The organism is Nonomuraea sp. NPDC050786, assembly GCF_040654115.1.
Classification (GTDB): domain Bacteria; phylum Actinomycetota; class Actinomycetes; order Streptosporangiales; family Streptosporangiaceae; genus Nonomuraea.
On the sequence record NZ_JBFAHJ010000003.1, the window covers coordinates 329,451 to 343,314 of the forward strand.

The following is a 13,864-nucleotide window of genomic DNA, read 5'->3' on the forward strand; positions in this document are numbered from 1 at the left end:
TGCCGGCGGACGCGCCGCGATTGTCAGTGGCGGCGCGTAGCGTCGCGGCTGTGAATCGTACCGACCGGCTCTACGCGCTCGTCGAGGATCTGCGCGCCATCGCGCCCCGCTGCCGCTCCGCACGCGAGCTGGCCGAGCGGTTCGAGGTGAGCGTACGCACGATCGAGCGCGACATCACCGCCCTGCAGGAGTCAGGGGTGCCGATCTACGCCGAGCCAGGCCGCAGGGGCGGTTATGCCATCGACAAGAAGATGACCCTGCCCCCGCTCAACTTCACCCCCGCCGAGGCGGTGGCCATCGCGGTGGCGCTCAGCCGGGCCGGCGACCAGCCGTTCGGCCGGCAGGCGCGCAGCGCGTTACGCAAGGTGGTGGCCGCGATGCCGGGGTCCGAGGGCGAGCTCGCCAGAGAGCTGGCGCGGCGGGTGCAGCTGATCCAGCATGCGCCCGAGACCGGCGCGGAGACCCAGCCGCTCGGCGCCGAGGGGATCTCCCGGGCCATCGAGGAGGCGCTGCTGCGCCGGCGCGTGCTCAGGCTCGACTACGCCGACGCCAAGGGCATGCTGACCTCGCGCGACGTGGAGCCTGGCGTGTTCCTGGGCGGCCGGGGCGGGTTCTGGTATCTCGTGGCGTGGTGCCGGCTCCGCGATGACGTGCGGGTCTTCCGCCTCGATCGGATCGCCGCCGCGACCGTGACCGCCGAGCGCTGCCCCGACCGGCCGCTCGAAGGCTTCGCCCCCGACGTGCCCGAGATGATTGTGCACGGCACTGTGCTCGATTAGTCAATCGAAAACACCGACATAGGGTTGTCGCCATCACGTTAGATCGTTGTCCTGTTCGAGAAAAACGACTTGGAGACGACGATGGACAACACGGTGACCTGGTTCGAGGTGGCGACCGACGACCCCGAGGGCGCGCAGGCGTTCTACGGCGGGCTGTTCGGCTGGACGTTCACCCGCGACGACGAGGGGCCGCTCGACTACCGGATGATCAACTATCCGGGCGGTGAGCGGCCCGGCGGCGGGCTGTTCAACACCAAGGGCGAGTTCCCCGCACACGCCGTCTTCCACGTGCAGGTTGCCGACGTCGAGGCGGCCTGCGCCAAGAGCGAGTCGCTGGGCGGCAAGGTGATCATGAAAGTGATCGACGACGGCGCCGGCACCGACTTCGCCTACCTCCGTGACACGTCGGGCAGCGTCTTCGGGATCTTCCACCGGAGGTGACCGGCGCCGTCACGGCACCTGGGTGATCCACCGTTCGAGGCCGGAGAGAGCGCCTTCCCCGCGGGCTCCGGCATCCGGACGGGTCGCTTCATACAGAGCGGTTCACCCGGCCCTGGACACGCCGCCGATCGCCGAGCGGCGGCGCGTCCAGGGCCAAGCACGATCAGAAGCGAGCCGGCGGCCAAGCACGGTCAGAAGGCGGCCGCGGCGAGCACGGTCAGAAGGCGGCCGTGGCGAGCCAGCGGCCGAGCAGGTCCGCGTCGCCGTAGACGGTCAGCTCCTCCGGCGAGCGCCGGCCGTACATCAGGAGCAGCAGGTCCCGGGCGCTCCCCTGGACCGCGCTGTCGCCCTTGGCGTGCCCGCGCTCCCAGGAGATCCGCCCGGCCGGCCCCTGGGTGATGGTCCACTCGCCGTCGGCGTCGGTCGCGTGGAGGTGGATCGTGGCCCCCTCCACACCCAGCTCCGCCAGCCGCGGCGTGATCCAGCCGGCGTACGGCAGGTTGTGCAGAAACTCCTCGACGCCGTCGACCGCCACCTCGGCCGGGACCACCGGGTCGATGCCGAGCGCCAGCTCCGCGTCGGCCCGGTGGAGCACCAGCTCGAAGACCATCCGGCGCGGCCACCAGGACGCCTGTCTGTCAGGGCCCCACGTCCACACCGCCGTCGACGGGTCGGTGGCGCGGAGCGTGTCGAGCAGCTCGGCGGCCCCGGCGGCCAGCCAGGCCGCGTCGCCGCTCTGCCCCTCGGCCAGCCCGCTGGGCACCTGGCGCGACCAGATCCGCTCCTGGACCTGGTTACGCAGGATGTGCGTGGCCCAGCGATGCGTCTGGCCGACATGCGTGATCAGGTCGGCCATCGTCCATCCCGGGCACGTGGGCACCGGGATGGACAGGTCCGTGGCCAGGGCGCCAAGCCGCGTGGCCTCCGTGTCGATGAGCGAGTCGTACGTCACAGGACCACACTAGGCCGCCGGGCAGGTGGTGCCCTTCGCCGGTAGCTTGCCGTCGATCAGGAACCCGTCCACGAGCCCCTGCACGCACCGGCTCCCCGACAGGTAGGCCCCGTGCCCCTCGCCCTCGTACGTGACCAGGGTGGCGGTCTTGAGCTGGGCCGTCAGCTTGGGCGCCCACTCGTACGGCGTGGCGGGGTCGCCCTTGCCGCCGACCACCATGATCGGCGCGGACCCGGTGGCGTTGACGTGCCGCGCCTGGTCGCTGCCCTTGACCGGCCAGACCCGGCACAGCCCGCCCGAGCCCTCGGACCCGAACAGCGGCGAGATCTTCATCGCGGCCGCCTCGGTGCGCCTGATCTCCGCCACGCTGGGCCGTTCGGAGGTGTCCACGCAGGTGATGGCCGGGAAGCTGGTCATCTGCGTCGAGTACGAGCCGTCCTCGGAGCGGCCCGTGTAGGAGTCGGCCAGGTACATCAGCCCGTCGCCCCGGCCCTTGAGCGCCTCGCTGAGCGCCTGCTCCAGGAACGGCCAGGTCATCTCCGAGTACAGCGCCGCCGCCACGCCCGTGGAGGCCAGGCCCTGGGTGAGCTCGCGCTGGCCGACCTTGAGCGGCTGCGTGGTGAGCTGCGTCATCAGCTTCTCGACGTTCGCGTCGGCGGTGGTCTGGTCCGCGCCGAGGTCGCACTTGTTCTTGACGCACGCCCGCAGGAAGCTCTCGTACGCCCGCTGGAACCCGCGCGTCTGCACCAGCGTCCGCTGCTCGAACGAGACCGTCGGGTCGAGCGGCGCGTCGAGCACCATGCGCCCCACGTTCTTGGGGAACTCGGTGGCGTACACGGCGCCGAGCTGCGTGCCGTACGACATGCCGACGTAGTTGAGCTTGGGATCGCCCACCGCGGCGCGGATCCTGTCCATGTCGCGGGCGGCGTTCACCGTGCCGATGTACGGCAGGATCTTGCCGGAGTTCTGCTCGCAGAGCTTGGCGAACTGCTTGTTGGCCTGCTCGGTCTCCTGGTGCGTCTTGTTGTCGGCCGGCAGGGTGTCCAGGGCGGTGAACCTGTCCATCTCGGCGTTGTCACCGCAGCGCACCCCGGCGCTGCGCTCGACGCCGCGCGGGTCGAAGCTGATCAGGTCGTAGCGGTCGCGCAGCGCGGTGAGCGCCTTGCCGGCCTGGTCGAGCGTGTCGACGCCCGAGGCGCCCGGCCCGCCGAAGTTGAACACCATCGAGCCCAGCTTCTTGCCCTTGCCCGTGGCCTGGAGCTTGATGAGCGCCAGGTCGATCTTCTCCCCGTCGGGCTTGGCGTAGTCCAGGGGCACCGCGAGCTTCCCACATCGTACGGACGCGTCCTGGCGGGCCGGCGGCTCGCCGTCAGGGCGCTTGATGTCGGTGCACGGTCCCCAGTTGATCGTATCTGTGCCCCCCGTGGACTGCGTGGCGGGCTCCGCTGCCGGCACGGTGGAGCAGCCGGCGGCGGCCGTCATGAGCAGGGCGGCGGCTAGGACGCGTCGCATGAAACTGATTTCCCCTCGTCTCTCAGGGGGAAGTAGTGCCCACAATACGTGACGCCGCACCATACCCGGGTGAGGCGGCACGTACCCCTCCTCGACGTGCCGCCTCACAGGCCAACCGGCGTGGGCGCTGAAATGACGGCGCTCCCGCGAAAGAATCTTCGCGGGAGCGCCGTCCGTGGATGACTCAGACGCCCATCGACTGGGTGTCGTTGCTCTCGGCACCGCCGGCCTCGGTGACGCCGTTCTTGAGGTGGTAGCGGGCGATGGCCTCGCGCAGCACCTCGCCGTCGAGCTCGCCCCGCTTGACCAGGCTGGTCAGCACGGCCAGGGTGATCGACGCGGCGTCCACGTGGAAGTGGCGGCGCAGCGCCGAGCGCGTGTCGGACAGGCCGAACCCGTCGGTGCCCAGCGAGGACCAGTCACCCGGCACCCACTGCGCGATCTGGTCCTGGACGGCCTTCATGTAGTCGCTGACGCCCACGAACGGGCCCTGCGCGTGGGAGAGCGCCTGGGTCACGTAGGGGACCCGCTGCTCGGCGTCGGGGTTGAGCAGGTTGTGCTCCTCGCAGGCCAGGGCGTCGCGGCGCAGCTCGGACCAGGACGTCGCCGACCACACGTCGGCCGACACGCCCCAGTCCTCGGCGAGCAGGCGCTGGGCCTCCATCGCCCACGGGCCCGCCACGCCCGAGGCCAGGATGTTGGCCTTCGGTCCCTGGGTCTGCGGCCCGTCGGCGAACTTGTACAGGCCCTTGAGCAGGCCCTGCACGTCGATGTCGGCGGGCTGGGCGGGCTGCAGGTAGGGCTCGTTGTAGACGGTCAGGTAGTAGAAGACGTCCTCCGGCTGGTCGCCGTACATCCTCCGCAGGCCGTCCTTGACGATGTGGGCCACCTCGAACGCCCAGGACGGGTCGTAGGAGACCGCGGCCGGGTTGGTCGAGGCGATGAGCGGCGTGTGGCCGTCCTCGTGCTGCAGGCCCTCACCGTTGAGCGTGGTGCGGCCGGCGGTGGCGCCGAGCAGGAAGCCGCGGCCCATCTGGTCGCCCATCTGCCACATCTGGTCGCCGGTGCGCTGCCACCCGAACATCGAGTAGAAGATGTAGATCGGGATCATGTGCTCGCCGTGCGTGGCGTAGGCGGTGCCGGCCGCGATGGCCGAGGCCATCGAGCCCGACTCGCTGATGCCCTCGTGCAGGATCTGCCCCTGCACGGCCTCCTTGTACGACAGCAGCAGCTCCCTGTCGACGGCCTCGTACGTCTGGCCGTGCGGCGAGTAGATCTTGGCCGTCGGGAACATGGCGTCGAGACCGAACGTGCGGGCCTCGTCCGGGATGATCGGCACGAACCGGTGGCCGATCTCCTTGTCGCGCATGAGGTCCTTCAGCAGCCGCACGAACGCCATCGTGGTGGCGACCTGCTGCTTGCCCGAGCCCTTCTGGAAGGTGCCGTAGACCTCGTCGCCGGGCAGCTTGACCGGCTTGGCGCGGACGACCCGCTTGGGCAGCACGCCGCCGAGCGCCGCGCGGCGCTCCTTCATGTACTGGATCTCGGGGTCGTTCTCGCCCGGGTGGAAGTAGGGGGGCAGGTCGCCCTCCAGCGCGGAGTCCGGGATCGGCAGGTAGAGCCGGTCGCGGAACTCCTTCAGCTCGGCCTTGGTGAGCTTCTTCATCTGGTGGGTGGCGTTGCGCGCCTCGAAGTCCTTGCCCAGCGTCCAGCCCTTGATGGTCTGGGCGAGGATCACGGTCGGCTGGCCGACGTGCTCGCGGGCCGCCTTGAACGCCGCGTAGACCTTGCGGTAGTCGTGGCCGCCGCGCGACAGCTTGCGGATGTCGTCGTCGGTCAGGTGCTCGACCATCTTGCGCAGGCGCGGGTCGCCGCCGAAGAAGTTGTCGCGGATGTACCCGCCGGACTCGACCGAGTATGTCTGGAACTGGCCGTCGGGGGTGGTGTTCATCTGGTTGACCAGCACGCCGTCGACGTCGGCCGCGAGCAGCGGGTCCCAGTCGCGGCCCCACACGACCTTGATCACGTTCCAGCCGGCGCCGCGGAAGTACGACTCCAGCTCCTGGATGATCTTGCCGTTGCCGCGTACCGGACCGTCGAGCCGCTGCAGGTTGCAGTTGATCACGAACGTGAGGTTGTCGAGCTCCTCGCGGGCCGCCACGCCGATCGCGCCGAGCGACTCGGGCTCGTCCATCTCGCCGTCGCCCAGGAACGCCCACACGTGACTGCGGCTGGTGTCCTTGATCTGCCGGTTGAGCAGATAGCGGTTGAACCGCGCCTGGTAGATCGCGCCGATCGGGCCGAGGCCCATGGAGACCGTCGGGAACTCCCAGAAGTCGGGCATGAGGCGCGGGTGGGGGTAGGAGGGCAGGCCGTGGAAGCCGTGCGAGAGCTCCTGCCGGAACGCGTCGAGCTGGGCCTCGTTGAGCCGGCCCTCGAGGAAGGCGCGGGCGTAGATGCCGGGCGCCGCGTGCCCCTGGAAGAAGACCTGGTCGCCCGACTCGCCGTGGTCCTTGCCGCGGAAGAAGTGGTTGAAGCCCACTTCGTAGAGGGAGGCGGCGGAGGCGTAGGTGGCGATGTGGCCGCCGACGTTGGTGCGGGCGTTGGCCCTGGACACCATGATCGCCGCGTTCCAGCGGATGTAGGCGCGGATGCGGCGCTCGACGTGCTCGTCACCCGGGAACCAGGGCTCGCGCTCCGGCGGGATCGTGTTGATGTAGTCGGTGCTCCGCAAACCCGGCACGCCGACCTGGTGCTCGCGGGCCCGCTCCAGCATGCGCAGCATGAGGTAGCGGGCTCTGGTGCGGCCTTCGGTCTTGACGACATTGTCGAGAGACTCGAGCCACTCGTTGGTCTCGCTGGGGTCGACATCAGGCAGCTGGCTGGGTAGGCCGTCGCTGATGATCGAGAATCGCTGGCGTCCGGAAGCCACTGGGTCTCGCCTTCCGAGGATGACTGATGTCTGGTCTTTTGGGTCTAGCCCTCGCGGTCGCCTTCCATCCTGGTCGCTAGTCGTAGAAAACGCATCTCTACTGGCCGGTAACCAGAGGCGTCCCTGCTGGCAGAGACGATCAGATGGCCTAGACCACCGATGGTAGGACGAATCGCCCCCAAAGGTTACATCGCGGGAGCAATTTAACAAGACAGGAAAACGGACGAAATTTCGCTCGAATGCCCCCTTGCCGCCGCTGCCCCGTACTCTCCTCTCTCCCCAGAAGAGGAGAGGTTCTCACCCGCGACAGCGCGATGTGACCGAGGGAGTCTACCGGTAGGGCTTCTGAGGGTCCTGGACAGGCTCTTCGCCCTACCCCAGGGCTTCGTCCAGGGGGACGTGGCCCTGCTGGAGCGCGAAGATCGCGGCCTGGGTGCGGTCGGCCACGCCGAGCTTGGCCAGGATGCTGGAGACGTGCGTCTTGACGGTCTCCCTGCCCATGCGCAGATCCCTGGCGATCTCCGCGTTCGACCGTCCCCTCGCCACGGCCGACAGCACCTGCCGCTCTCTGGGCGTCAGCAGGTCGAGCGGCCTCGGGCGGCCGCCCTGCCGCACCCGCCCGAGCAGCAGCGCCGCGATCCCGGGCTCCAGCACGCTGCCGCCCCGCGCCGCCGCGCGCACCGCCTCCACCACCTGGTCGACCGCGGTCGTCTTGGACAGGTACGACAGCGCGCCGAGCCGTACCGCCTCCACCACCCTGTCCTCCTCCTGGAACGAGGTCAGCACGATCACCGCGGGCCGCCCGGCCTCCCCGCGCAGCCTCTCCAGCACCGCGAGCCCGTCCATGACGGGCATGACCAGGTCGAGCAGGACCACGTCCGGCCGCAGCCCCCGGACGGCGTGCAGCGCCGCCGCCCCGTCGCCGCTCTCCCCCGCGACCTCGATCCCCTCCTCCTGCTCCAGGACGAACCGCAGCCCCTGGCGCACCACCTCGTGATCGTCGACGATGAGGACGCGGATGGTCATGGCAGGCTCGCTCTCACTGTGGTCCCGCTCCCGTCACTGTGGATCTCCCATCGGCCGCCGAGCTCCTCCACCCGCTCGCGCATCAGCGCCAGGCCCATGCCGTGCTTGGCGGCCACGCCGGAGGGGTCGAAGCCCCGGCCGTCGTCCGACACCTCCACGATGACCGGGCCGGCGTGGCGGCCCAGCCGTACCGTGATCCTGGCCGGCTCCGCGTGCTTGACCGCGTTGCCGAGCGCCTCCTGGACGAGGCGCAGCACCGCGTGCTCGGCCGGGGGCGACAGCGCGACCTCCGCCAGCTCGGCCTCGACCCTGACGCCGAGCCGCGTCTCGTACGCGTGGCAGAGCTCCTCCAGCGCGGGCAGCAGGCCCGCGTCCTCCAGCGCCACCGGCCGCAGCTCCAGCAGCAGCGCCTGCATCTCGCGCATCGCGCGGGCGGCGGTGCGCTCCATCGCCTCGGCCTGTTCGCGCAGGGCGTCCGGCGCGGCCCTGCGCATGCCCCCGGCCAGCAGGCTCAGCGAGAACAGGTCCTGCGAGATCGAGTCGTGCAGCTCCCTGGCGATCCTGCCGCGTTCGGCCTGGCGGGCCTCGGCCCGCGCGGTCAGCCTGGCCCCCTCGACCGCCGCGCCGAGCCGGTCGGTCATGACGTTGAACGAATGCTCGAGCGTGCTCACCTCATCGCTCCCGGTGACCGCCACCCGCGGCCGGAAGTCGCCCGCGGCCACGGCCGTCGTGACGCCGGCGAGCCGGCGCACCCTGGTGGTCAGCCGGCGCGTGCTGAGCAGGCCGAACAGCAGCCCGACCGGCACCACCAGCCCCACCGCCACCAGCCCGGGCGCCAGCAAGGGCGCGAGCGAGCCCAGGACCGGCGCGGCGGGCGCGACCTCCGCCGGGGCCTGGACGTAGACGTAGCCGAGGATCTGCAGGCCCACGGGCGTCTTCACCGTCACGGGGCTGAAGTGCCAGACCGTCGTGCCCGTCCTGGTCCTGCCCGTGCCGCCGCCTCCCTCGCGACCCGGCAGGGGGACGTCCAGGCCGGTGCCCACGCCGTAGATCTCGGGCGCGGAGCTGCCGACGACCAGGCCGTCCGTGTCGACGAGCATCTCCAGCATGGCGAAGCCCGGCTCGGGCGGCCTGACTCCGTCCACGAGGGTCCGCGGCCCCGCCGCCGACATCGCCCTGCGCAGGAGATCGCGGCCCGGGACGTCGGGCGGCGGCGGCAGGAGATCGCGGCCCGAGGTGTTGGGCACCGGCGACGGCCGCCTGGCCGCGTCCAGGCTGAGCAGCTTGGCGTCCCGCCCCGCCTGGTCCCGCAGGACCGAGGCCAGGTCGGTCGCGCTGGCCTGCGGGATCACGTAAAGGGCCACGATCACGGCCTCGACCAGCAGCACCGCGGTGGCCGTGACCAGCACGTACGACATCGCCATCCGGCCTCGGAGCCCGAAACGCCACATCCGCGAAGCGTAACGTTTCGGTCATATTTCTCCCTCCCCCTGCAGGGGGAGCAAAACTTGCGAATCGCTCTTTTCGTACGGCTTTCCGCGTACCAATGTGGGTTGTATGAATGCTGCGGTAGGAGACCGGCTCCTGGTGCACGGGCATATCGTCGGCGAAAGGGACCGGAGTGGTGTGATCATGGAGGTCCAGGGCCCCGAGGGCGGACCTCCGTACATGGTGCGCTTCGACGACGGGCACACCGGACTGGTGTTTCCTGGGCCGGATGCCGTCGTGGTGCATAAGTAGGATTTCACGCGTGAGATCTGAAATCATCTCTGTGGCCACGGGGTCACGAGAGACGGTGCACGACATCACGGGCGAATGCTCGGATTTCGTGCGCGCACAGGGCGGCGACGGGCTGCTGCACATCTTCGTGCCCCATGCGACGGCCGGTGTCGCCCTGCTCGAGCTGGGCTCGCGCAGCGACGACGACCTGCTCGCCGCGCTGCGCGACCTGCTGCCGCCGGACGACCGCTGGGGTCACGCGCACGGTTCGCGGGGTCACGGAAGGTCGCATGTCATGCCGGCACTGATCCCGCCGTACGCCACGGTGCCCGTGCTGGGCGGGCGTTTGGCGCTCGGCACATGGCAGTCGATCGCACTTGTCGATCTGAACGTCGACAACCCGCAACGCCAGGTTCGCCTGTCGTTTTTGTCTGATTGATTCTGAACGACTACGGCCGTACCCGTGGCGACCGTTGACGACTGAGGGTCACAGCGTGTGGACTGTGCCGAAGCGATAAACCGCATAAGCGGGGCCACTCAAGCAGGAGGGATAAACGTGAGCGCGACCGCGGGTCAGGCGCAGGGCGAGCGCGGCCTGGCCGAACGGCTCGGCCTCAAGCCGGGTCAGGTGGTGCAGGAGATCGGTTGGGACGAGGACGTCGACGACGAGCTTCGCGAGTCCATCGAGGACCTGACCGGCAACGAGCTGCTGGATGAGGAGAGTGACGACGTCGTCGACGTTGTGCTGCTGTGGTGGCGCGACGGCGACGGAGACCTCTTCGACGCCCTCAGCGACGCCATGCGAGCACTCGCCGACGGCGGCCAGATCTGGCTGCTGACTCCCAAGGCCGGGCGAGATGGCCACGTGGAGCCGAGCGACATCGGGGAGGATGCCGCCACCGCGGGTCTCTCGCAGACCAGCAGCATCTCCGCCGCACCCGACTGGTCCGGCACCAGGCTCGTCACGCCCAAGGGCAAACGGTAGGGGGCCCGAGCGCCTTCCATGCGGCAGGATGATGCCTGTGAAAGCACATCCTGCCGAGGTCGGTGCCCTGGCTCCGGATTTCGAGCTGCAGGACCAGCACGGCACCCCGGTGAGCCTGTCTCAGTTCCGGGGCTCCAAGGTCGTGCTGGTCTTCTACCCGCTTGCCTTCAGCGGGATCTGTCACAGCGAGCTGTCCGCCCTGCGCGACCAGCCTCTGGAGGGCGCGCAGCTGCTGACCGTCTCCGTCGACTCCGTGTTCACGCACCGTGCGTGGGCGGATCGCGAGGGTTATACGTTTCCGCTGCTCTCCGACTTCTGGCCACACGGACAGGTCGCGCGGGCGTACGGTGTGTTGGACGAGACGAAGGGGGTCGCCCTTCGGGGGACCTTCGTCATCGACGGCGAGGGCGTGATCCGGTGGTCGGTCGTCAATCCGATCTCCTCCGCACGTGACGTCGCCGCCTACGTGAAGGCACTCGCCGACATTTCTTGACTTCGGAGGGAACGATGCCCTGCTACCGCTGCGGGGCCCGGCAGACCGACCCCGTGCGCGGCGCCAGCCCGTGGCAGCGCGGGGTGCGCAACGAGACCCAGGTGTTGATCTGTCCGGACTGTCAACGACTGCACGACCTCGACCTGGACTCCTGCTCGACCTGCGGGTCCTCGGCGCTGATCTGCCGGCTGGGCGAGGTGGAGTGCCGCTCCTGCGGCGCCGTACGGCTGGCCCGCTCGGACGCCCTGACGGCTCCTGCGGTGACGCCGCCTCCCGGGCTGTCGGCGGAGGTGGAGGCGGCGCTCAACCGCGTGCTCGGGCGCGCCTGAGCGCCTTCCATGCGCGATTCCCTTCTCCGGGACGGCCGGTGGAGCACGCCCGCGGGAAGTAGCTGGAACCCCGGGAAGTCCGGCCGGAGCACGACAGACCCTTTCCAGACATTTACTGAGCTGCGCTATCGTCTCTTTCCGTGTCCGCAATGAGTTCGTTCGTAGTCGCGCTCGACGTCGGTGGCACGTCCATGAAGGGCGGCCTGGTCAGCGAGTCCGGCGCGGTGCTGCTGAGCGAGCGGCGCCCGACCCCCCGGGCGGAGGGCCCTGAGGCGGTCGTGGCCGCCATCTCCGAGTTCATCAGCCACCTGGCCTCCTCGGGCGACGGCATCCCCGCGGGCGTCGGCCTGGCCGTACCTGGCCTGGTGTCCGACAACTCCGCCGTCTACGCGGCGAACCTGGGCTGGCGCGACGTCCCCGCCGCCAGCTTCACCAGCCTGGACATCCCGGTCCTGCTCGGCCACGACGTACGCACCGGCGGCCTCGCGGAGAGCATCCTGGGCGCGGGCCGGGGCCTGTCGGACTTCCTCTTCCTCCCGATCGGCACGGGCATCGCCGGCGCCTCGATCATCCGCGGCGAGCCGTACGGCGGCTCCTCGGGCTGGGCCGGCGAGATCGGCCACACCCCGGTCTTCCCGGACGGGGAGCAGTGCGCGTGCGGCCAGTTCGGCTGCCTGGAGACGTACGCATCGGCGGCCTCGGTGGGACGCCGCTACAGCCAGCGAGCCGGCGTGGAAGGCGTCAAGGCGGAGCAGGTGGTCTCCTCCGACGACCCGATCGCCATCGAGGTCTGGGACGAGGCCGTGGAGGCCCTGTCGCTGGCCCTGGCGACGTACACACTGCTGCTGGACCCCTCGGTGATCGTCCTCGGCGGCGGCCTGGCAGAAGCGGGCCCCGCCCTCTTCGACCCGGTACGCACCCGCCTCGTCAGGCGCCTGGCCTTCCGCGACGCACCTCCCTTGGTCCCGGCGGCGCTCGGGGTGGACGCCGGCATGCTCGGAGCGGCCCTCCTGGGCTGGCGCGCCGCCGACCGCCCCGAACTGGGCCCTGGGTGGGTGCTGGATGTGCGATCGGGCCCTGTGGTGTCGTAAGGTGTAGTGCCGATCAGGGGCGGTTAGCTCAGCGGTAGAGCACTCGCCTTACAAGCGAGGGGTCACTGGTTCGAACCCAGTACCGCCCACCTGCGTAGACATTTGATCTCTGATCTTGAAAACGGCGCCTGAGTGACCAAGTGAGTGACTAACTCCCGAAGATCTGGTCCATCGTCGCAGCTCCTTGCATGATCACGGGCCGGATCTGGTGCCGGTAGACCGTCTCGGTGACCACCGTGTTGGAGTGCCCGACCAGGCGCGAGATGTCCTCGATGGGAACGCCGGAGTCTGACAGCACGGACACAAAGCTGTGCCGCAGCTCGCGAGGCGACCACTCCCGCCCGGTGAGCCCTGCCGCTTCCACGACCTTGCGGATGTCACGCCGTACGTTGTGGGCCGTGACCGGTGTGCCGGTCCGCGTGCAGAACACGAGATCCGTGTCCTTCCACCGGTCTCCCGCCTTCTCCTGAGCGAGCTCTTGGGCGGCGTCCAGATGCTCGCACGCGGCCGGATCCCCGACCTCCAGGGCGTCGATGATCCAGGCGTGCTGGGCGCGAACGGCGTCGGCGGTCGATGCCGTCGGAGAGGGTGAGAGCAGCCTCATCCGACGGCTCGTCGAGGCGTTCCACCCTGTTGAGGTTCCAGGAAGTGCCGGCCTGGGCTGCGGCATCGGCGGCTCGGGTGGCGTAAAGGCAGACGTCAGGTCGGCCGGCTCAGCACGAGGAGGAGTCCACCGCCGTCCCCTCAGCGCAGGCCGCGGCGACCAGCGTCGTGCGGAGGGCTGTCAGGCTCGGTGGCGTGGTGTTCGCCGGTTCGGTGCCGCCCGCGGGAACGGATGTCGCCGTAGCCGAAGGCTTGCTCGTCGGCGTGTAGCAGGGGTCAATGTCGTCGCAGGTCGGCGAGGGAGACGGCTCCGCTTCGCCGTCCTCGGACACGTATGTGTACCCGAGGAGCTGCGCCGCGCGCTGGCCGTCCATGAGCGGGGCCATCACGGGGCTGCCCGCCGACTCCTCGACGAAGAGGCCTTCGCCGATCGGGGTGTAGACGGACTGGGCATAGGCCAGTTGGGTGGGGTCGGTGATGGGGCGACCGAGGACTTGCTGCCGTTCCGCCAGGTTGTGGACGAACATCAGGCCCGTGCCGGCCGTGGCGATGGAGTCTTTGAGTTCGGCGAGTGTGGTGGTGACCGGCTGCTCGACCTGGATGCGGATCTTGCCGTCGGTGTACCCCTGGCCGAGCCGGCCTGCCAGCACCTTGTCGACGCGCACCACCAGGCCGGCGTAACGCATGGCCGCGTCCTCGCTGTCGTAGGGAACGACGGTCGAGCCGATCGCCGAGTCGTCGGAGGCGAAGGCGATGCCGGGTTCGATGTCCACGACGGTGCCCTGGACGAGCGCTCCGGCGGCCTTGAAGGCGCCGGAGTCGGGCGCTCCGGGGACGATGTCGGCCACGGAGTCGAACAGGTAGTCCCCGTCGGACATGCTGACCCCGTAGCGGAGCCGCTGCCAGAAGGAGGGGTCGGGGCTGTTGAGGAATGTGCCTGCGAGGGTGCCGGTGGCGATGGCGGCGACGAGGGTGAGGATTACCGCGAAGCGGTTCTTCATG

At 69.8% G+C, this 13,864-nt stretch carries 15 protein-coding genes and 1 tRNA gene; 9 read left to right on the forward strand and 7 right to left on the reverse strand.

Translation table 11 applies throughout. The features are described from left to right. Positions 1-50: 50 nt before the first annotated feature. Both AB0H84_RS09110 and AB0H84_RS09115 read left to right on the forward strand, forming a co-directional pair. Positions 51-779 (forward strand): YafY family protein, encoded by a 729-nt coding sequence (locus AB0H84_RS09110; protein ID WP_357600513.1) that lies wholly within the window; start codon positions 51-53, stop codon positions 777-779. Positions 780-860: 81 nt separating this feature from the next. After that, positions 861-1,220 (forward strand): VOC family protein, encoded by a 360-nt coding sequence (locus tag AB0H84_RS09115; protein ID WP_357600516.1) that lies wholly within the window; start codon positions 861-863, stop codon positions 1,218-1,220. Between the two features lie 217 nt (positions 1,221-1,437). Here the strand turns inward: AB0H84_RS09115 and AB0H84_RS09120 are convergent, their stop codons facing one another. The 5 genes from AB0H84_RS09120 to AB0H84_RS09140 all read right to left on the reverse strand — a co-directional run bounded on the left by AB0H84_RS09120 (position 1,438) and on the right by AB0H84_RS09140 (position 9,093). After that, the gene (locus tag AB0H84_RS09120) at positions 1,438-2,172 is read right to left on the reverse strand and encodes a maleylpyruvate isomerase family mycothiol-dependent enzyme (protein WP_357600519.1); all 735 of its coding nucleotides are present in this window, start codon (positions 2,170-2,172) and stop codon (positions 1,438-1,440) included. 9 nt (positions 2,173-2,181) lie between these two features. Next, a complete protein-coding gene (locus tag AB0H84_RS09125; protein ID WP_357600522.1) occupies positions 2,182-3,684 on the reverse strand; it encodes an alpha/beta hydrolase in 1,503 nt (500 codons plus the stop codon). 184 nt (positions 3,685-3,868) lie between these two features. Then, entirely contained in the window at positions 3,869-6,616 is a 2,748-nt protein-coding gene (gene aceE, locus AB0H84_RS09130) for a pyruvate dehydrogenase (acetyl-transferring), homodimeric type (RefSeq protein ID WP_357600525.1), read from the reverse strand. A gap of 372 nt (positions 6,617-6,988) precedes the next feature. Continuing rightward, a complete protein-coding gene (locus AB0H84_RS09135) occupies positions 6,989-7,642 on the reverse strand; it encodes a response regulator transcription factor (RefSeq protein ID WP_357600528.1) in 654 nt (217 codons plus the stop codon). Next, entirely contained in the window at positions 7,639-9,093 is a 1,455-nt protein-coding gene (locus AB0H84_RS09140; RefSeq protein WP_357600531.1) for an ATP-binding protein, read from the reverse strand. Before AB0H84_RS09140 ends, AB0H84_RS09135 begins: the two co-directional genes overlap by 4 nt. A gap of 106 nt (positions 9,094-9,199) precedes the next feature. Here AB0H84_RS09140 and AB0H84_RS09145 point away from each other — a divergent pair, with 106 nt between their 5' ends. The 7 genes from AB0H84_RS09145 to AB0H84_RS09175 all read left to right on the forward strand — a co-directional run bounded on the left by AB0H84_RS09145 (position 9,200) and on the right by AB0H84_RS09175 (position 12,348). After that, positions 9,200-9,382: a DUF1918 domain-containing protein gene (locus AB0H84_RS09145; RefSeq protein WP_357600534.1), complete on the forward strand. Its 183-nt coding sequence runs from the start codon at positions 9,200-9,202 to the stop codon at positions 9,380-9,382. A gap of 10 nt (positions 9,383-9,392) precedes the next feature. Beyond that, on the forward strand, positions 9,393-9,800 hold the full coding sequence (locus AB0H84_RS09150; RefSeq protein ID WP_357600536.1) for a secondary thiamine-phosphate synthase enzyme YjbQ: 408 nt from the start codon (positions 9,393-9,395) through the stop codon (positions 9,798-9,800). 117 nt (positions 9,801-9,917) lie between these two features. Beyond that, positions 9,918-10,346, forward strand: coding sequence for a DUF3052 domain-containing protein (locus AB0H84_RS09155; protein WP_345002295.1), 429 nt, complete (start codon positions 9,918-9,920; stop codon positions 10,344-10,346). A gap of 31 nt (positions 10,347-10,377) precedes the next feature. Next, positions 10,378-10,839 carry a peroxiredoxin gene (locus AB0H84_RS09160; protein WP_357600976.1) on the forward strand — a complete coding sequence of 154 codons (462 nt, stop codon included), beginning with the start codon at positions 10,378-10,380 and terminating at the stop codon, positions 10,837-10,839. 14 nt (positions 10,840-10,853) lie between these two features. Continuing rightward, a complete protein-coding gene (locus tag AB0H84_RS09165; protein ID WP_357600539.1) occupies positions 10,854-11,168 on the forward strand; it encodes a hypothetical protein in 315 nt (104 codons plus the stop codon). Between the two features lie 149 nt (positions 11,169-11,317). Continuing rightward, positions 11,318-12,259 (forward strand): ROK family protein, encoded by a 942-nt coding sequence (locus tag AB0H84_RS09170; protein ID WP_357600542.1) that lies wholly within the window; start codon positions 11,318-11,320, stop codon positions 12,257-12,259. A gap of 17 nt (positions 12,260-12,276) precedes the next feature. Then, positions 12,277-12,348 (forward strand) — tRNA-Val (locus tag AB0H84_RS09175). Positions 12,349-12,407: 59 nt separating this feature from the next. Here the strand turns inward: AB0H84_RS09175 and AB0H84_RS09180 are convergent. Next, the gene (locus tag AB0H84_RS09180) at positions 12,408-12,863 is read right to left on the reverse strand and encodes a tyrosine-type recombinase/integrase (protein ID WP_357600545.1); all 456 of its coding nucleotides are present in this window, start codon (positions 12,861-12,863) and stop codon (positions 12,408-12,410) included. Positions 12,864-12,972: 109 nt separating this feature from the next. Next, complete coding sequence (locus AB0H84_RS09185; RefSeq protein ID WP_357600548.1) at positions 12,973-13,863, reverse strand: hypothetical protein; 891 nt, start codon at positions 13,861-13,863, stop codon at positions 12,973-12,975. Position 13,864: the final 1 nt, after the last annotated feature.